The sequence below is a fragment of the Streptococcus sp. Marseille-Q5619 genome (genome assembly GCF_946901205.1).
Lineage (GTDB): Bacteria > Bacillota > Bacilli > Lactobacillales > Streptococcaceae > Streptococcus.
Window position 1 is genome coordinate 344,352 of record NZ_CAMPPO010000004.1, and the last position, 18,738, is coordinate 363,089.

Here is an 18,738-nt window from a genome sequence, read left to right on the forward strand (position 1 = left end):
TCAATCCCAATTCCCATCTAATATTTCTTTAATAAACTTCTTAGGCATCCAAAAGGAGTGTTTTGTAATCCTACGTCCATCTGGAAGTTCATCCGTATCAGATAATGAACCTTTCCCAACAAATTTTCCTTTGTCAATTTCATAATAAGTATTGGTAGCATGTAGTTTCGTAAATAGAATTTTGTTTATCTTACTTTGAGGGAAATTAGTTGAAACTTTATTACCGTTTTGAGTTAATTTAACTCCGTCAGAAATAATTTGTCTAGTTTCCTGCCATACTCTTTGGATTTCTTCTAATTGTCTATCCTGAAATCCCCAAAACTTGATAGAATCTAATACAAATAGCTTAGGTTCAATTTCCTTAAAAATAACGAAAAGGAATCGTTTATTATAAATTTCATTATAAACATGTGATGATTCCCAACTATCTGTTGCTGCTAGTTCTTTAAAACAATAAGTTTTAAATGGAGAGTCTTCCTTAGGTAAATTATTCTTATCTACTCGAATAACTCTCAAATTCATGTTTGCTTTTTGAAATTCTTTTGTCTTATCTAAATCCCCTGTTAAGCCTAAAATTTTTCTAATCAGAGTACTATTCTTACCTTTTGCTTTGGAATTCACTTCAAATCTATCATATAACTCTTGTTCAGAAAAACCTTTGTAGGAAAGAATCTTCTCTGCAATAACCTCAGTAAATGATTTTTTCTCACCCCTAAAATTAGCCAGAACACTTTCTTGATCTGATTGATTAAAGATTTTATGATTTATCAGATAGGTCATATAACTTGATTTTAATTCCCAAGCTCTTTGTTTTGCTAATTCATGACTAAAAGGTTGTTGTCTTAAATCCTTTCCTTTACCTGCCCCTTTTGTACAAGTTGATAAATAGTTTCCATCTGATTCTGATAATTCATGTGCCTTTCCATTTTTGATTTTATCTGTAATCTTCTGATAGTCTTCAAGGATGACTGCCATATCTTCCTCAAACCATTCATATAAAAATATTTTTTCAATGACATAGTCCTTCATTGTTTGATTAGGAATTAAGCCATTGTAAAACAATAACAAAATCTTTGCACATTTTTTCCATAAATGAGTGGAGTAAAAATCCTCTAAATTTTCCTCCATATAGTTTAGTATTGTTAATACAAGTCGTTCTTTTGCACTAAGTGTCCCATTTTTGTTTATCTTAAAAGGAGTAACTTTTAATTCTACACCTATTTTTTCAAAGTCAGCTTCCGAGTCACTATTTAGCTGATAACCATAGAAATATTTTTCAATATAATTTCCATACTGCCCTTTTGACTTCATACTAATTACTTTATCTTGTACCTCAGAGACTACTCTATCATTATAATCGTCATATGATTTATAAAGCGAACGATTATACTCCTCCATAACATCGGAAAATTTTCTATTTAATAGTTTATGAGAATATTCAATAACACTATCGATATCTTCATCGTTATAGTTAAATAAGTTTTGATCCATTTTCTTCTCCTATCTTTTATATTATATCAAATTAAACTAAAGCAAACATTAATACTTGATCAATCATTGAAAATAGTATATAATGGATTAAACTGTAAAAAAATGAAGGAGAAAAGATGAAAGTTCTCGAACTATTTGCTGGAGTTGGCGGTTTTCGGATAGGATTAGAAAATGCCGATAAGCAACTCTTTAAAACAAAATGGGCAAACCAATGGGAACCATCTCGTAAATCTCAAGACGCATTTGAGGTCTATGATTATCACTTCCCCAATAGCAAAAACATCAATATTAGTATCTCTGATATAACAGACGAACAATTTTCCAAAATGGATGCCGATATGATTGTCGGTGGTTTTCCTTGCCAAGATTACTCTGTTGCTCGTAGTAAAAAAAATGAGAAAGGTATTGAAGGAAAAAAAGGAGTTTTATTTTGGGAAATCATTAGAGCAACGGAAATCATTAAACCCAAATACTTAATTCTAGAAAATGTAGATAGGCTTTTAAAAGCGCCCTCAAAACAAAGAGGACGTGATTTTGCAATCATGCTCACAGCTTTTAATAATCTCGGATATTCTGTTGAGTGGAGAGTTATTAATGCTGCTGAGTATGGAAGAAGCCAACGAAGACGTCGTGTATTCTTTTTCGTATATCGAAATGATACAGTCTTTGCCCAAAAAATTGACAATCTTTACGAAAAAAATGAAGAAATCTTTGAAGATAATAGGTATGATGACTATATTTTCAATCAAGGTCTATTTGCAAAACAATTTCCTATTAAACCTATAGCAGTTAAAAATCGTCATGTGTTTTATGAGTTACCAAATGATATAGTTGAAGTTTCAGATACTTTTACTGGTACTGTTTGGAATACAGGAATTATGAGACGTGGAAAGTACTATTCTATTGATACAGAACCTAATTACAATGGTAATCCCATCACTCTAGGAGAAATTCTTCAAGATGAGTCTGAAGTACCTGAAAAATATTTTTTAACTGATCAGTCAAAATTGGAAAAATTTCAATATCTTAGAGGACCTAAAAAAATTGAACGAACATCCTCTGACGGACATCAATACATCTATTCAGAAGGGGGAATGTCACCTTATGATGATTTAAACCTTCCTGGACGAACAATGCTTACATCCGAAGGAACGGTTAATCGTTCTACACATTTATTATTTGTAAATAATAAATATAGATTAATTACCCCCATTGAAGCTGAACGACTTCAGGATTTCCCAGATGATTGGACAGCTAAAAAGAAATTATCTGATGGTTCTATTGTAGAGGTATCTGATAAAATGAGAATGTTTTTTATGGGAAATGCTTTGGTTACTGAGATTGTAAAGGAAATTGCTAAGTTTATTAAAGAAATTGATTGATTTATCTGAAACTAAAAAAGAGGTGTAAGCCTCTTTTTTGTTTATCTATATACTTACCCGTCTTTCCTCAGACCTTTGGCCTGTGACAAACATAGTAAAGGTTGCCTTACAGACATTTCTGCCCTCTTGATTGGTGATATCCACATCCATCACACAGGTTGTACGACCTTGATGGACACATTCTCCTTTAATGGTCAATACATCGTCGAGTTTTCCTGCCTTAAGGTAGTTGATAGAGGATTGGAGTGTCACCCCATCAAGTCCCAGAGATATGACCACCAAACCACTGATCTGGTCGCAAAGGGTAAAGAGATAGCCACCATGAGCATTGCCATAGTAGTTGAGCGACGAGTCCACTACTTTGGTCGTCACCACAACGTGACCATCTCTCATTTGTTCAATTTCGTAATTTTCAAAGGCAGATATAGCGTCAAAATGAAAGTCTTTCATCGTTTCCTCCTGATATTTCAAACGACACTATGATACTACTTTTTATAGGACTGTGCAAGGAGAAAGCTCCTAGTCTGACAAAATTCCGACCTGCTCCACAAAGCGCATAAAGGCTGCCTGTCCTTGTTCTGTCTGCTTGTAGACTCCTGCGTCCTCAAGCACACGTGCAAAGATAGCACCAACAGAGTCCTTGACGATTTCAAGGGCTTTTTCTTTATCTGTTATGTCTGGATATTGGGCTCTAAGTTGGTCTGCCCATTCCTGATGATAATCGGCAACTGTAACAGTTTCTCCTACAAGATAGCTAGCGACTTGCTCCACTTCTTCTTTCAGACGTGGTGGCAAGATTGCCAAGCCCATGACCTCAATCAAGCCGATATTTTCCTTCTTGATATGTTGGACATCCTTGTGAGGATGATAGATGCCATCAGGATGTTCTGCAGAAGTCTGATTGTCCCGCAAGACCAAGTCCAACTCAAACTGTCCATCGCGTTTGCGGGCAATGGGTGTAATTGTATGGTGTGGTGTTCCATTACTTTCTGCCAAGACTTGCACCCTTGGATCTGAATACTGGCGCCATTCCTGCAAAATCTTGTCAGCTAAGTTGATCAAATCTTCTTTGGAAGCCGAAGTCAAACGCAACACTGACATTGGCCACTTGACAATCCCAGCCTTGACCTGCTCAAAACCAGTAAAAGAGAAAGTCTTTTGCAAGGGAGCCAATTCCATCGGAAATACGTGACGGCCTCCCTGATAATGATCATGAGTCAGAATAGAGCCACCCACAATCGGCAGGTCGGCATTAGAGCCTGCAAAATAACCTGGGAACTGCTCTACGATAGCTAGCAAACGTTCAAAACTCTGACGGCTAATCGCCATGGGACGATGCCGGCCATCTAAGAAAATACAGTGCTCATTAAAATAAGCATAGGGAGAATACTGGAAGCCCCACTCCTGACCAGCCATTTCAAAACGGATAATCCGGTGATTGCTGCGAGCTGGGTGGTTGATTCGACCATGGTAGCCCTCATTCTCTAGACAAAGCTGACACTGAGGATAATTACTAGCTTGCACCAACTTGGCTTCCGCAATCTCTTTGGGATCCTTTTCAGGCTTAGAGAGATTGATGGTAATTTCAAGTTCTCCGTAGTCAGATGGAACACGATAAGCAATATTTTTAGCAATGGCCTTGAGTTTGATGTAGTCATTTTTCTGACTGAGTTGGTAGAAGTCCGCTATCGCCTGCTCAGGAGATTGGGCGTAGGTTGCCCAAAAGTCACGATTGACCTGACTCGGACAAGGAGTTACCAAGTCCATCAATTCAGCACCGAGGATTTCACGCGCAGTCTGACTATCCTCAATCGTCTCTAATCGAACGGCTTCCTCAACCAGCTGGTCCTTGAGGTCAATCAATTTATCCAGATTGGTCTCAACTTCCAAAACACCGTCTCCCACTCGTGCCAAGACACGATTGGTCAGGTAGATTCGATCCACTTCCTCAAATGAACTTTCAGAAATGACATGTGTTACAAATTTATCTACTAAGGTCACTATAGAGTCTCCTTTTGACTAGTCAAGGACGCGAGTGCCACCTGCAACTTCAGCGATATAGAAGCTTGGAGCGTAGCCAACTACTTCCTCGTAGTGTTTGCCTACAGCTTCCTTAAAGTCATCAACAGCATCTTTTTGCACCAAGGCAATGGCACATCCGCCAAAACCTGCCCCTGTCATACGAGCACCGAGAACTCCTTCTTGATCCCAAGACGTATGAACTAGGGTATCTAATTCCAAGCCAGTTACTTCATAATCATGTTCCAGAGAAACGTGTGATGCATTCATCAAACGACCAAATGTTTCCAAATCACCTGCTTGAAGGGCTGCTTGCGCTTTAAGGGTACGTTGGTTTTCAAGCACAGCATGGCGAGCACGTTTCAAACGATTTTCATCTTTAATTAGATAGCTGTATTGGTCAAAGGCCCACTCATCCAATTCACCCAAGGTCTGAATATCTAAGGCAACTTGCAATTCTTCCACTGCTTTTTCACACTCAGCACGACGTTCATTGTATTTAGAGTCGGCCAATTCACGGCGTTTGTTAGTGTTCATGATAACAACGACATTGTCCTTCAAATCAAGTGGCACCAAGTCATACTCTAAAGTGTTAGTATCTAAGTAAATAGCACGTTGGTAAGCCCCCATACCAATAGCAAACTGGTCCATAATGCCAGAATTTACTCCGATAAAGTTATTTTCTGTTTGTTTGCCGATTTTAACCAAATCGAGACGCTCTAGTTTTAAATCAAAGAGATGCTCTGCCACGACTCCTGTCAAGAGTTCCAAGGATGCTGAAGAAGACAAGCCAGCACCATTTGGGATATTCCCATAAACATAAAAATCAAAACCTTTGTCAATCACATGTCCAGCTTCTTGCAAGAAATGAAGAACTCCTTTTGGATAATTGGTCCAGTTGTGCTCTTTTTCAAACTTGAGGTCAGCGAGAGGCACTTCGATAATGCCCTTGTCCTCAAAGTTAGCTGAGTAGAAACGCAAGACTTGATCATCACGCTTACGAGCTGCACCGTAAGTTCCCAAGGAAATAGCAGCTGGAAAAACGTGCCCACCGTTGTAGTCCGTATGTTCACCAATCAGATTGATACGGCCTGGTGAAAAGAATGTTTGATCTGCTTCTTGACCAAAAACAGCAAGAAAGTCTTTTCGAAGGGCTTCAGCAGTAAGATCTTGTGTCATATGAATTCTCCTTTGACTGTCCGTTAAGTCACCTTAACGTGTAATCGTTTTCTTCTATTGTATCCAAGGGATTTCCCAAGGTCAATCCTTTTTACTAAAATTTTACTAAAATATCAGTAAAAGGCAGAAAAATATGATATACTAACCTTAAAAAGGAGGATTTATGGCTACCTTAAAAGACATTGCACAGCTAGCCTCTGTCTCTATCGCGACCGTATCCCGCGTCCTCAATCGCGACCAGAGCCTATCTGTTACAGAAGAAACCAGACACCGTATTTTAACCGTTGCTGAAGAGCTGGGCTACACCAAGCACCTCAAGACAGGCGAGTCCCACAAACCCAAGCAAAAGATTGCCATTATCCAATGGGTCAGCGAACAAGGGGAGCTGGACGACCTCTACTACTACCAGATTCGCTTGGGTATTGAAAAAAGAGCCCAAGAGTTGGACTACGATATCTTGCGCTATTTTAATGACCATCCTTTTACCCTAAGCGAGGAAGTGATTGGGATTCTCTGCATCGGAAAGTTTAGCCGAACTCAGATTTCTGCCTTTGAAGAATACCAAAAGCCTCTTGTATTTCTAGACAGCGATACACTTTCCCTGGGACATACCTGCATTATCACGGACTTTTATACTGCCATGAAACAGGTTGTCGATTATTTCCTCAGTCAAGGGATGGACCGTATCGGGATTCTAACAGGCCTTGAAGAAACAACTGACCAAGAAGAAATCATTGAGGATAAGCGACTGGAAAATTTTAAGAACTACAGTCGAAAAAAGGGAATCTATCATGATGAACTGGTCTTTCAAGGAAGCTTTACTGCCCAGTCTGGCTATGACTTGATGAAGGAGGCCATTCAGAGCTTAGGAGACCAACTTCCGCCAGCATTTTTCGCAGCCAGCGATAGTTTAGCTATCGGTGCCCTCCGTGCCCTCCAAGAAGCTGGAATCAGCCTGCCAGACCGCGTCAGCCTCATTTCATTCAACGACACCAGTCTGACCAAGCAGGTCTATCCTCCCCTCTCTAGCATCACCGTCTATACCGAAGAAATGGGCCGAGCAGGTATGGATATTCTTAACAAGGAAGTACTCCACGGTCGCAAAATCCCCAGCCTGACCATGCTGGGAACTAGATTGACCTTGAGAGAAAGTACTCTGCCATAACTCAACTAATATAATAAAACCAAAAATCCTAATAGAGAGTCTCAAATCTCCATTAGGATTTTCTTTTTTATTCGATTACAATCATAGACTTAATGGTCTTGCGTTCATCCATATCTTTATAAGCTTGATCAATATCTTCCAATTTATAACTTGAAGTAAAGACGCGACCTGGATTGATGTCACCATCAAGGACGGCTTTTAGTAAAAATTGCTTATCGTATGTTGTAGCAGAAGCTGCCCCTCCTGCTACAGAGATATTTTGCATAAATGTCGAACCAAGAGCACGATTATTATAGTGTGGGACTCCTACAAATCCCATACGACCTCCATTATGGAGAACACCAAGAGCTTGATCAACCGCTACTTCTGTTCCAACACATTCCAGAGCTGCATCTGCACCACCACCTAGAATCTCACGCACCTTGGCAATTCCTTCTTGACCACGTTCAGCTACAACAGCTGTCGCACCTGACTCCAGAGCCATCTTTTGACGGTCTTCATGACGGCTCATAAGAATAATTTGTGAAGCACCACGCATCTTAGCCGCGATGACAGCACATTGACCAACAGCCCCATCACCAATGACCACAACCTTATCCCCTTTTTGAACATTAGCAACACGCGCCGCATGATAGCCTGTTGGCATGACATCTGCAAGAGTCAAGAGGGACTTGAGCATACCTTCTGTGTAGTCAGAAGGTTGTCCAGGGATTTTAACCAGCGCCCAGTTTGCATAGTGGAAACGGATATATTCCGCCTGAAAATCGCCCCCCAAGTTATTACCAATATGATTGTCGCAAGAACCGTCAAAGCCAGCAAGACAGGCATCACACTCACCACATCCATGGGTAAAAGGGACGATGACAAAGTCACCTGGTTTCACCGTCGTAATGGCTTCCCCAACTTCTTCAACAATCCCAATCGCTTCGTGTCCACTATTTTTGTGTCCAGCTTTCGTTTCTGGATTACGGTACCTCCACAGATCCGATCCGCAAACGCACGCGCGAACTACACGAATAATCACATCATCTGCTTCTATAATTTGCGGACGTTCAATTGTAGCAAGTCCAACCTGGCCTGCCTTCGTATATACTGCTGATTTCATTTAAAATTTTCCTTCCTTGTAAAGTTTAATTTTGAGATTTAAGCGATTTAAAGCCACCTGTAACTGAGACAAGCGTTCCTCTAATTTTTTCTGTTCCTCTTCTAAAATACCAAGCCTCTCTTCTCTCGTTTCATCCCCCTTTTGGTATAGCGACATATAGTCAACTAAACTGTCCACAGAGACACCTGCCGAACGAAAACACTTAATAAATTCCAGTGCTTCTATATCCTGATCTTGAAAGTCACGAATCCCTGTCGCGGTACGAGTAATCGGTGGCACAAGACCAACCCGTTCATAATACCGAATCGTATCCGCTGAAATTCCCAACAAGTCACTAGCAGATTTAATATTCATAGGCTAACCTCCTCTCATTTCATTCACTGAGTTGAAATTATTCTAACTCACTTATCTTATTATATAACTTTGAGTTGACTCCAAGTCAAGCATTTTGCATCTAATCGAAAAATTTTACCATCAGCATTCATACATCTGGAATTTATACAATGCTCTTTTCTTACCAATCTTTTAACATATTTAATACTCTTCGAAAATCAAATTCAAACCACGTCAGCTTCGCCTTGCCGTACTCAAGTACAGCCTGCGGCTAGCTTCCTAGTTTGCTCTTTGATTTTCATTGAGTATAAATAATAAAGAAATTACTCTATTCCAAATAAGATAGTATCCAAGTATTTTTCATTTTTTTCTAATGATGATGCTCATGATTCCGCTCCAAGTCACACACCTTTCGCTTATGGGCTCGGTGGGTTGCTAGGTCTTCATCAACCTCAATGGTGACGTTTTGAAAACCACAATCTTTGAGGAAAATTCGAATAGATTCTTTACAAGCTTCCATATTCCCCATTTCTTTCATACAAATATGGACAATGGCATTTTTTTCCAAACCATCCATAGCCCAGAGATTAAGCTGATTAAGGCTGGCCACATTGTCCAATCTCTCCAGGCCATTCTTTACTTGCTTGATATCAAGACCTTCTGGCACAGCATCCAAGAAAATCTTGAGCGTAGACCAAAAACGTGGAAGGGCTTTTGAAAGAATAAAGAAAGAAATGACAAGGGACAAAAGAGGATCTAGGATATACCAGTCCGTAAATCGAAGAACAATCGCCATCAGGATAACAGCTACCCACCCTAGCGTATCTTCCAGAAAATGAAGACTCAGAATAGACTCATTCTTTGTCTTTCCCTTACCAACCACCAGACTCGCTAACAGATTGATAGTAATCGCAATAATTCCTAACCAGAGAATCCCCTCATCATTGACTGGTTGCGGATGCAAAATCTTCGTGACATTTTCCAAAATGACTAGAACAGATCCTGTCATGAGTATTATCGCTGTTACCAAGGCTCCTAGCAGGCTAAACCGCTTATAGCCCAAGGTGTACTGATTGTCTTCTTCACGATTAGAGATTGTTTCTAGAAAAGCTGATATTCCAATTGCAATCGCATCTCCCAAGTCATGCACAGAGTCAGCAAGAACAGCGCTAGAACCAAATACTCCACCTGCAATAAACTCAACAATGGCATAAGTCAAATTTAAGAAAAAAGCCACCCAAACAGCATATTTTGCCTTCATATTTCTCATTCCTTTGTTATAATAGATTTATGAACACCTTGTTCATTATCATTATCCACTAAAACTCAAAGAAAGGATAGAAGCAAAACGTCAGCTTTATTCAGTTCTGAACAATTTGCCTCAAGTGTCCATATGACTAACATTGACCGCCGTATCAGCAAAACCAAAAAAGCCATCTATCAAGCTTTTATACAACTTTTGAATGCTAAGGGCTACGAGGCCACTACTGTTCAGGATATCATTGATCTCGCAGATGTGGGACGATCCACCTTTTACTGTCACTATGAGAGTAAGGAGCTTCTTCTGGACGAGCTTTGCCGCCACCTCTTCCATCACCTCTTTGAAAGAGAGCAATCCGTTTCTACCGTGGACTATCTCGCCCACCTCTTTCTGCATTTTCAGAAAAACCAAGACCATATCACCAGTCTGCTATTTTCCAAAAATGACTACTTCCTCCGTCAACTCCATAAAGAGCTAGAACACCATGTCTATTCCGTGATGGCTGATGATTTAAAAGAATCTCACCCGAGTCTGCCTACTTCTTACCTCCAACACTTAATCGTATCCAACTTTATCGAGACATTGACCTGGTGGCTCAAAAAAGGGCAAGATTTCACAGAACAGGAAGTTGTCCAATTTTATCTAGACCTTCTCATTCCTAAAAATTGAATACAGATTAAAGCTCGGTTGCCTTATTTCTAGGCTACTGAGTTTCTTATCTTTTCAATAATCAAAAAGCCCAGACGAAATTGTCTGAGCATTCTTTTATCTAGTCGTTTAAGGAAGTTTAGTTCAGTATGCTTAAAGTCTCTGCCCCATCATTTCTTCAACAAACCTTGTTCTTGTAGAAATTCCTTGGCTACTTGTTCTGCTGACTTGCCTTCAACACCGACTTGGTAGTTGAGCTGGCTCATCTGGCTTTCAGTAATTTTACCAGCCAATTTATTGAGAACCGTTTCCAACTCTGGATGTTTCTTGAGAAGAGCTTCTTTCATTAGTGGAGCCCCTTGATAAGGTGGGAAGAGTTGTTTGTCATCTTCCAATACCTGTAAATCATAACGTGCCAATTCCGCATCAGTCGAATAGGCATCCGTGATTTGAATATCACCTGACTGAATTGCCTGATAGCGAAGGGCTGGCTCCATGGTCGCTACATTAAGCTTGAGACCATACATTGATTGCAAGCCCTTATTTCCATCTTCACGGTCATTAAACTCAAGTGTAAAGCCTGCCTTCAACTGCCCTTCCACTTTTTTCAAGTCCGAAATGGTCTTCAAGCCATATTCTTGAGCAATCTTTTTCGGAACAGCTACAGCATAGGTATTTTGATAAGACATGGGTTTGAGATAGGCTAGATGATCCTGTTTGGCAATGCCATCACGCGCCACATTATAAACCTGCTCTGGCTCATGACTTACTTTCGGTGATGGTTGAAGTAAACTTTCAGTCACCGTACCAGTAAATTCAGGATAGATGTCAATATCACCTTTTTTCAGAGCTTCATAAAGGAAACTTGTCTTCCCAAAATTCGGTTTAACAGTCGCGGTCATACTGGTATTTTCTTCAATCAGCAACTTATACATATTGGCCAAAATTTCTGGTTCCGGTCCCAATTTCCCAGCAATGATCAAGTTCTCTTTCTCTTTTTGAACTAAGAGGGCTGGACTATAAGATAGACCGAGCAATATTGCCACCAAGGCAAAACCAGAAAAAATCATCCGCAATTTTGCTTTTTCCATCACTTTTAGTAGGAAGTTAAAGGCAATGGCCAGCACTGCAGAAGAAAGTGCCCCAATCAAAATTAGACTGGCATTATTACGGTCAATTCCCAAAAGGATAAAGGAACCCAGCCCCCCTGCACCAATCAAGGCCGCCAAGGTTGCTGTACCGATAACCAATACTGCTGCTGTCCGAATCCCAGACATGATAACAGGCATGGCAAGTGGAATTTCAAACTTCTTGAGACGTTCCCATCTAGTCATCCCAAAGGCAATCCCAGCCTCTTGCAGACTCGGATCAATTCCCTTGAGTCCAGTGATGGTATTTTGCAAAATCGGGAAAATCGCATAGATCACCAGAGCTGTCAAAGCCGGCAAGGTTCCAATTCCCATCAAGGGGATAAAGAGCCCCAACAAGGCCAGTGACGGGATAGTCTGGAAAATCCCTGCAAGCTGCAAGACCCAATCCGCCAATTTCTCATGATAACGAAGATAAACAGCCAAGGGAATCGCTATAAAGATAGCCAGCAACAAGGTCAAAAGTGACAACTGCAAATGTTGAGATAGAGCTGTCAACCAATCACTAAAACGATCCTGAAAAGTTGCAATTAAATTAGTCATGAACACTACCTCCAAACAAGTCTGCTACAAATTCTGTGGCAGGAGCTTTTAAAATCGTCTCGGGATTCGCCACCTGACGAATCTCTCCATCCTGCAAGACAGCAATACGGTCCGCCAATTTCAGAGCTTCATCCGTATCATGGGTTACAAAAATAGTTGTCATTCCAAACTCTTTATGCAATTCTTTTGTCAGAATCTGCAACTGTTTTCTCGAAATAGCATCCAAGGCTGAAAAAGGTTCATCCATGAGGAGAATCTTAGGCTGACCAATCATGGCACGAACAATACCGACCCGTTGCTGTTCTCCACCAGATAATTCACTAGGCAAACGATGCCCATACTCAGCTACTGGTAAACCAACCTTTGCCAAAAGCTCTTCTGTTTTCTGAGCAATTTCTTCCTTAGTCCAGCCCTTCATCTCAGGAATCAGGGCAATATTTTCCGCGACCGTTAGATTGGGAAAGAGAGCAATAGCCTGTAAAACATAACCAGTAGAAAGACGAAGTTCACGCTCATCATAGTCTTTGATGCGCTTGCCATCCATATAAATATTTCCATCAGTCGGTTCCAAGAGACGGTTAATCATCTTAATCATGGTCGTCTTACCTGAGCCAGATGGACCAACTAAAACCATAAATTCCCCATTCTCAATCCGTAAATTGACATCTCTCAAGACATCTTTTTCTGTGTAACGTAAAGCTACATTTTTGTATTCAATCATTCTTTGTCCTCATTTAAAACTTCCCTCGATTGGTCAAGTCTTCTACCTTAGGCATGACTTCCTTATTGTCCCAATGCTCCACAATTTTCCCGTTCTCTAAACGGAAGATATCGTACTGGGCATAGGCAACTCCGTCAATCTGAGTCTGACCATAGCTAACCACATAGTTTCCTTGTCCTAAGAGTTGGAAAATAAAGTCAAGAGTGGCCTTTACTTATAAACAGCTAATTTGATCTATTTTAATCCTCATTTGCCTTCTCTTTCAGATTCGCCAAAATCCTTTCTTGAAAGGCTTCAAACTGACGAATTTCTTCCTCTGAAAATCCTTTGTAAAAAATCGTATCCAATTTCTGACTGACACGATGCCCCACTTCTTTCTGGGACTTGCCCAACTCTGTTAAAACCAAATACTTCTTACGCTTATCTTTTCCACATGGACTAACAGTTACAAGATTTTGTTCCTCTAGCTTTTTTATCATAGTCGTCAGCGTATTATTCGCAAGCCCAGTCGCAAGCACAATATCTGTCGCAGTTGCGCAGCCAGTTTCACTATTCCATAAAACCGCTAAAATCTTCCCCTGCTCACTCCGATAAAGAGCTTCAGGGTCTTGGCTCAGTAACTTTTGAAAAATCCGCCCATTCAACAAACGAATATGATGGGCTAGCAAATAACTATCTTTCATAACACCTCCAATTTATTTCGATATCGAAACGAATGAAATAATTGTAACACTTGTCCTTTCAACTGTCAACTATTTCGATGTAGAAATAATTTTTGTTAATGATTCACACCACCATACTCCGGCTCAACTAACTTTTAACGAGAGTTTCTAAACTCCTTCGTCCTCCAGTCTACAAAAGCCTTCCATCCGTACTATCCTATATTTTATGAGGGGATACGTTTTTCCTATCAGACCATTTATTTTAAAGATAGAAGTAAATCTTAATTGCTTCCATCTGTTCTTTTATAGTATATTGAAGTTGGACTAGGGCACTGTATCTTCTAAAACATTGATAGAAAGCGATTTGAATTTCCCAATCAATTTGTTCGTATTTAATTTCACCTTACCCTATCTTTCCCATAGCACCCTTCAAACAGCCTATCCCCTACCGTTTGACGATTCCCCCCTTCTCTCCACTTCCATTACAGAAGTTTCATCACTACTATGGTCTCGGCTAACTTCTCATGATTCCTTGTTACTACTATTTGAACGCTCACGAGATAGGTCTTACAAAAAAATGCTTTGATCCACAATGGAATCAAAGCATTTTAAAAATATTCCCATACATAAGCGCAGAAGCTGCAGTTCCTCTGTACTTGGCCTCTTCTCTTTTGATAAAACGAGCCAAGTTGAGCAACTCAGGTGCCGGATGTCTGGGATTCTTGAGCAATTCACGATTGACGAGTCCTGAGAGACGGACGGCCAGCAATTGCTCATTTGTAGTAGGCAGTTTTTTAGCAGTCTCTAGGAGAGCATCAACTAAATCCTCACTCAAATCATGTCGGGCATGATTGTAAAGATCTTTTACAAGACTTTCTAGGTTTGGTTCTACCATCCCTACCACCTCCCTTATGGTTTAATAATTTTTAATCAAATCAACTGTTGAACGATCCAATTTCTTCACCAAGGCTTGCAAGAAAGCTTGAGCTTCTAGGAAGTCATCCATAGCGTAGAGGGTTTGATGAGAGTGGATATAACGAGCGCAAACACCGATTGTTGTAGATGGGACACCACCATTTTTCAGATGGGCTGCGCCAGCGTCCGTTCCGCCTTTACCACAGTAGTATTGGTACTTGATACCAGCTTCTTCAGCTGTTGTCAAAAGGAAGTCCTTCATTCCTGGGAGAAGCAAGTGACCTGGGTCGTAGAAACGAATCAAGGTTCCATCTCCAATCTTGCCTTGACCCCCATAAACATCACCAGCAGGTGAGCAGTCAACTGCTAGGAAAACTTCTGGGTCAAACTTAGTTGTGGAAGTATGAGCACCACGAAGACCAACTTCTTCTTGGACGTTAGAGCCAAGATAGAGTTCATTGCCAAGTTTTTGACCTGACAAGGCTTCAGCTAGCTCGCTCACCATGAGAACTCCATAGCGATTGTCCCAAGCTTTTGAGATGATATTTTTTTCATTGGCTGTTAAGATTGCAGAACTATCTGGTACGATGGTGTCGCCAGGACGGATGCCAAAGCTTTCTGCCTCAGCCTTATCCGCAAAACCACCATCAAAGACGATATCTGCAATAGCAGGCATGGTTGGTCCACCCTTTCCACGAGTCAAATGTGGAGGAACAGAGCCTGAAATCACAGGAATTTCACGACCATCACGAGTCAGAAGTTTGAAACGTTGGCTGCTGACTACCATAGGGTTCCAGCCACCGATTTCTACGACACGGAATGTACCGTCTGGCTTAATCTCGCTGACCATAAAACCAACTTCATCCATGTGAGAAGCGACCAAGACACGCGGTGCATCTGCAGCTTCTGAATGTTTGATACCAAAAATACCACCCAAGCCATCTGTCACCACTTCATCCACGTGCGGTGTTAACTTTTCACGAAGATAAGCACGGACAGGCGCCTCATGACCTGAGATCGCAGCTAGTTCTGTTACTTCTTTGATTTTTGAAAATAATGTTGTCATTTCAGTTCCTTCTTTCTTCCATCCATTTTACCACTTTTTATAGGAGAAGGATAGTGGGAAGGTGGATTTCTAAGTTAGTATCTTAGTCCTGCTCTATCTTAGAAAAAGATTGTATTTTCTTGCATGTGAGGTAAAATCTAAGAACTATTCCAAGATTAACCCAACTATTAATTCCCAAACAAAAAACAATTCAATACTATATTTGTTCAATTTTTTCATGAAATTTGCAGAAAATAGTTGACTTCGCCTTCTTCTTTCTTTAAAATAGTACAAAAATAGGTAAAGGAAAAAATCATGACCAAAACAATTCTTGTTACAGGTGGAGCTGGCTACATTGGCTCCCATACCGTTAAAGCTCTTTTAAATGCTGGCTACCAGGTGCATGTCCTCGATAATCTCTCTACAGGAAATCGTTCAGCTGTGGATAGTCGTGCTAGCTTTAAACAACTGGATGTTTATGATGCTAGCGCCTTAAAGGCTTACTTAGAAGAAAATCAGATTGATGCTGTTCTTCATTGTGCAGGTGAAATTGTTGTGAGCGAAAGTATTGAAAATCCAAGCAAATACTTCACTGCCAATGTTGCTGGTATGAACCAAGTTCTCAAAGTCTTATCTGAAGTTGGTATTCAAAAAATCATGTTCTCTTCGACTGCATCCCTCTATGGTAATAACTGTATTGACAAGCCAGCAACTGAAGATACCCTGCTCGACCCTGTCAATCCTTACGCAGAGACAAAATTGATGGGCGAACGAATGATTTACTGGATGGCCAATCGCTACGATTGGAAATATGTCATTTTCCGTTACTTTAATGTTGCTGGGGCTGAAATGGATGCTTCAAACGGTCTACGTGTGAAAAATCCAACTCACATCATTCCCAATATCAACAAAACCGCATTGGGACAAAATGATAGCCTGAAAATATTTGGAGATGACTATGATACACGTGATGGTTCATGTATTCGGGATTACATTCATGTCTTGGACCTTGCACAGGCTCATGTTAAAGGAATGAACTACCTATTTCAAGAAAACAGTTCTTCTCAAATCTTTAACTTGGGAACTGAAAAAGGCTATACCGTCAAAGAAATCTTTAAAACTGCTGAAGAACTACTGAATCAAAAAATACCACACGAAATTGTTGATCGCCGTGCTGGTGACCCAGCTAGCGTCCTAGCAGACGCATCAAAAGCTAAACAATATCTTGACTGGCAAGCTAGCTACTCCCTCGAAGATATTATTTTATCGGATTATCATTGGCGTGTTAAAGAAGACAAAAACATTTTGGAATAAATAGCAGAAACATCAATCATAAATAAAAACACAGATAGATGGCACTTGATAAATACCAAGTATCATCTATCTGTGTTTTATACATTAGAATCCAATTTATACTCTTCGAAAATCTCTTCAAACCACATCAACGCCGCCTTGCCGTATAGATGTTACTGACTTCGTCAGTTCTATCTGCAACCTCAAAATAGTATTTTGAGCTGACTTCGTCAGTTCTATCCACCACCTCAAAACACTGTTTTGAGCAGCCTGCGGCTAGTTTCCTAGTTTGCTCTTTGATTTTCATTGAGTATTATTTTGCATTTCTCTTTAAAGAAAAATGGTCTGGGACAGGGTCCTTACCTGGTTTCGACCAAGGATGGCAACGTAAAATCCGTGTCAAACCCATCAAGACACCCTTGAAGCCATGTTTCTCAATAGCCTCAATCATGTAGTTTGAACAAGTCGGCTCAAAGCGACAAGAGGGGGGAAAGGCTGGTGAGATAAACCGTTGGTAAAAGCGCACAGGCGCTATTAAAATTCGTTTCATTATTTCTTGGTTACAGCCATGGTGTGTAGTTGGCTGATTTCTTTTTTATTAAGACGACGGGATTCTCCTGGACGAAGACCTGTCAAGTCTAGATGTCCGAAACGAGTCCGTGATAACTTGTCCACTTGAAGACCGACAGCTTCAAACATTTTTTTAACCTGATGGTTGCGCCCTTCATGGATGGTCAACTGCACTACTGAGCGATTTTTGACTGGGTCCACTTTGAGAATCTCATAGACAGCAGGCTTGGTTTTCTTGCCATCAATCTCAAGACCACGCGTCAAAGGGCGGAGGTTTTCTTTGTTGGCCACACCTTTAACACGCGCGACATAAACCTTGTCAATCTCATTACGAGGGTGAATCATCTCATCCGTAAAATCCCCATCATTGGTCAAAATCAAGACTCCTGATGTATCCCAGTCCAAACGACCTACAGGGTAGATGCGCTCCTTCACGTTGGGCAAGAGGTCGACAACCGTCTTGCGGCCCTTGTCATCTGTCACACTGGAAATGACACCGCGTGGTTTATTAAGCAGATAATAGACCTTTTCTTCGTTGTAGATAGGTTGACCTTCAACTTCGACCTTGTCGCCTGACTTGATAGTGGTTGCGAGTTCACGCACTACTTGGCCGTTGACCGTCACCAAGCCTTGCTTGATCAACTCTTCTGCTTTTCTCCTACTGGCCACACCTGCGTGGGCAATATACTTATTGATTCTCATCTTCTTCTATCCTTTCACCAAATAATTGGCTTTCTTGGGCTTGAATCTCAAGCTCATCAATCACTGGTAATTCTTCTAAATGGTTTATCCCCATGTAATCTAGGAAATAATCCGTAGTCACATAGAGGTTGGGACGACCCAACACTTCTTTTTTCCCGTCTTCTCGTATCAAGTCAAAGGCCTGCAACTTTGCCAAAGCCCCACTCGAGTTGACCCCACGGATGGCATCAATCTCTATCCGTGTGATGGGCTGTTTGTAGGCAATAATGGACAAGGTCTCAAGGGCAGCCCGAGATAAACTCTGGTTGATAGGTGCCTTAGAGTATTCCTTCAAAATCTCTGCAAATTGAGGCTTGGTCACCAATCTATAAGCGCCCCCTGTCTCAATCAGAGCCAAACTGGAATCTGGGTCCTTTTCATACTTCTGGGCTAATTTTTCTAAACTCTGTTGGATGCCTGTCGGTGGCAGAGAGAGAAGTTCAGCTAACTGGCGGACTCTAATCCCATCTTCACCCGCTACAAACAAGAGCGCTTCTATTTTTGCTAAAGTACTCAT

At 40.7% G+C, this 18,738-nt stretch carries 20 protein-coding genes and 1 pseudogene; 4 read left to right on the forward strand and 17 right to left on the reverse strand.

Translation table 11 applies throughout. The features are described from left to right. Positions 1-1,491, reverse strand: a complete 1,491-nt coding sequence (locus OC530_RS07150; protein WP_262080871.1) for a Sau3AI family type II restriction endonuclease — start codon at positions 1,489-1,491, stop codon at positions 1-3. Between the two features lie 116 nt (positions 1,492-1,607). On the opposite strand from OC530_RS07150, the gene dcm reads away from it, so the two are divergent. Beyond that, positions 1,608-2,873, forward strand: coding sequence for a DNA (cytosine-5-)-methyltransferase (gene dcm, locus OC530_RS07155; RefSeq protein ID WP_023940819.1), 1,266 nt, complete (start codon positions 1,608-1,610; stop codon positions 2,871-2,873). A gap of 45 nt (positions 2,874-2,918) precedes the next feature. Here the strand turns inward: dcm and OC530_RS07160 are convergent, their stop codons facing one another. The 3 genes from OC530_RS07160 to OC530_RS07170 all read right to left on the reverse strand — a co-directional run bounded on the left by OC530_RS07160 (position 2,919) and on the right by OC530_RS07170 (position 6,071). Beyond that, positions 2,919-3,323 (reverse strand): PaaI family thioesterase, encoded by a 405-nt coding sequence (locus tag OC530_RS07160; protein ID WP_262080874.1) that lies wholly within the window; start codon positions 3,321-3,323, stop codon positions 2,919-2,921. A gap of 69 nt (positions 3,324-3,392) precedes the next feature. Then, the gene (locus OC530_RS07165; RefSeq protein WP_262080875.1) at positions 3,393-4,874 is read right to left on the reverse strand and encodes a UDP-glucose--hexose-1-phosphate uridylyltransferase; all 1,482 of its coding nucleotides are present in this window, start codon (positions 4,872-4,874) and stop codon (positions 3,393-3,395) included. Positions 4,875-4,892: 18 nt separating this feature from the next. Beyond that, positions 4,893-6,071: a galactokinase gene (locus OC530_RS07170; protein WP_262080877.1), complete on the reverse strand. Its 1,179-nt coding sequence runs from the start codon at positions 6,069-6,071 to the stop codon at positions 4,893-4,895. Positions 6,072-6,234: 163 nt separating this feature from the next. Here OC530_RS07170 and galR point away from each other — a divergent pair, with 163 nt between their 5' ends. Then, positions 6,235-7,236, forward strand: coding sequence for a DNA-binding transcriptional regulator GalR (gene galR / locus OC530_RS07175; protein WP_262080879.1), 1,002 nt, complete (start codon positions 6,235-6,237; stop codon positions 7,234-7,236). Between the two features lie 67 nt (positions 7,237-7,303). On the opposite strand, the gene OC530_RS07180 is transcribed toward galR, so the two are convergent. The 3 genes from OC530_RS07180 to OC530_RS07190 form a co-directional block, all read right to left on the reverse strand. Next, complete coding sequence (locus tag OC530_RS07180; protein WP_218764312.1) at positions 7,304-8,341, reverse strand: zinc-binding dehydrogenase; 1,038 nt, start codon at positions 8,339-8,341, stop codon at positions 7,304-7,306. Further along, positions 8,342-8,695, reverse strand: a complete 354-nt coding sequence (nmlR, locus tag OC530_RS07185; protein WP_218764311.1) for a stress response transcriptional regulator NmlR — start codon at positions 8,693-8,695, stop codon at positions 8,342-8,344. It abuts the gene before it with no gap. 349 nt (positions 8,696-9,044) lie between these two features. Continuing rightward, a complete protein-coding gene (locus tag OC530_RS07190; protein ID WP_262080883.1) occupies positions 9,045-9,935 on the reverse strand; it encodes a cation diffusion facilitator family transporter in 891 nt (296 codons plus the stop codon). Between the two features lie 132 nt (positions 9,936-10,067). Here OC530_RS07190 and OC530_RS07195 point away from each other — a divergent pair, with 132 nt between their 5' ends. After that, positions 10,068-10,604, forward strand: coding sequence for a TetR/AcrR family transcriptional regulator (locus OC530_RS07195; protein WP_218764309.1), 537 nt, complete (start codon positions 10,068-10,070; stop codon positions 10,602-10,604). 149 nt (positions 10,605-10,753) lie between these two features. Here the strand turns inward: OC530_RS07195 and OC530_RS07200 are convergent, their stop codons facing one another. The 6 genes and pseudogenes from OC530_RS07200 to pepA form a co-directional block, all read right to left on the reverse strand. Next, positions 10,754-12,274 (reverse strand): ABC transporter permease/substrate-binding protein, encoded by a 1,521-nt coding sequence (locus OC530_RS07200; RefSeq protein ID WP_112443808.1) that lies wholly within the window; start codon positions 12,272-12,274, stop codon positions 10,754-10,756. Beyond that, on the reverse strand, positions 12,267-12,995 hold the full coding sequence (locus tag OC530_RS07205) for an ABC transporter ATP-binding protein (protein WP_112443807.1): 729 nt from the start codon (positions 12,993-12,995) through the stop codon (positions 12,267-12,269). Before OC530_RS07205 ends, OC530_RS07200 begins: the two co-directional genes overlap by 8 nt. 13 nt (positions 12,996-13,008) lie before the next feature. After that, a pseudogene (locus tag OC530_RS07210) lies at positions 13,009-13,200 on the reverse strand (polyketide cyclase); the annotation flags it as partial. Between the two features lie 34 nt (positions 13,201-13,234). Then, positions 13,235-13,678, reverse strand: coding sequence for a MarR family transcriptional regulator (locus tag OC530_RS07215; protein WP_262080886.1), 444 nt, complete (start codon positions 13,676-13,678; stop codon positions 13,235-13,237). A 577-nt stretch (positions 13,679-14,255) separates the two neighbouring features. Further along, positions 14,256-14,552, reverse strand: a complete 297-nt coding sequence (locus tag OC530_RS07220; protein WP_262080887.1) for a bacteriocin immunity protein — start codon at positions 14,550-14,552, stop codon at positions 14,256-14,258. A gap of 21 nt (positions 14,553-14,573) precedes the next feature. After that, a complete protein-coding gene (gene pepA, locus OC530_RS07225; protein WP_000209170.1) occupies positions 14,574-15,638 on the reverse strand; it encodes a glutamyl aminopeptidase in 1,065 nt (354 codons plus the stop codon). A 294-nt stretch (positions 15,639-15,932) separates the two neighbouring features. Here pepA and galE point away from each other — a divergent pair, with 294 nt between their 5' ends. Continuing rightward, positions 15,933-16,931 (forward strand): UDP-glucose 4-epimerase GalE, encoded by a 999-nt coding sequence (gene galE / locus OC530_RS07230; protein WP_262080890.1) that lies wholly within the window; start codon positions 15,933-15,935, stop codon positions 16,929-16,931. A gap of 127 nt (positions 16,932-17,058) precedes the next feature. On the opposite strand, the gene OC530_RS07235 is transcribed toward galE, so the two are convergent. From OC530_RS07235 to scpB, 4 genes are read right to left on the reverse strand one after another with little or no spacing between them, the layout of a single operon-like run. Then, positions 17,059-17,217, reverse strand: coding sequence for a chlorohydrolase (locus OC530_RS07235; protein WP_240148979.1), 159 nt, complete (start codon positions 17,215-17,217; stop codon positions 17,059-17,061). Between the two features lie 6 nt (positions 17,218-17,223). Then, positions 17,224-17,460, reverse strand: coding sequence for a membrane protein insertion efficiency factor YidD (yidD, locus tag OC530_RS07240; protein WP_049512981.1), 237 nt, complete (start codon positions 17,458-17,460; stop codon positions 17,224-17,226). After that, complete coding sequence (locus OC530_RS07245; RefSeq protein ID WP_001222230.1) at positions 17,460-18,182, reverse strand: pseudouridine synthase; 723 nt, start codon at positions 18,180-18,182, stop codon at positions 17,460-17,462. Before OC530_RS07245 ends, yidD begins: the two co-directional genes overlap by 1 nt. Beyond that, positions 18,169-18,738, reverse strand: a complete 570-nt coding sequence (gene scpB / locus OC530_RS07250; RefSeq protein WP_000105303.1) for an SMC-Scp complex subunit ScpB — start codon at positions 18,736-18,738, stop codon at positions 18,169-18,171. The genes OC530_RS07245 and scpB overlap by 14 nt, the downstream gene beginning before the upstream one ends.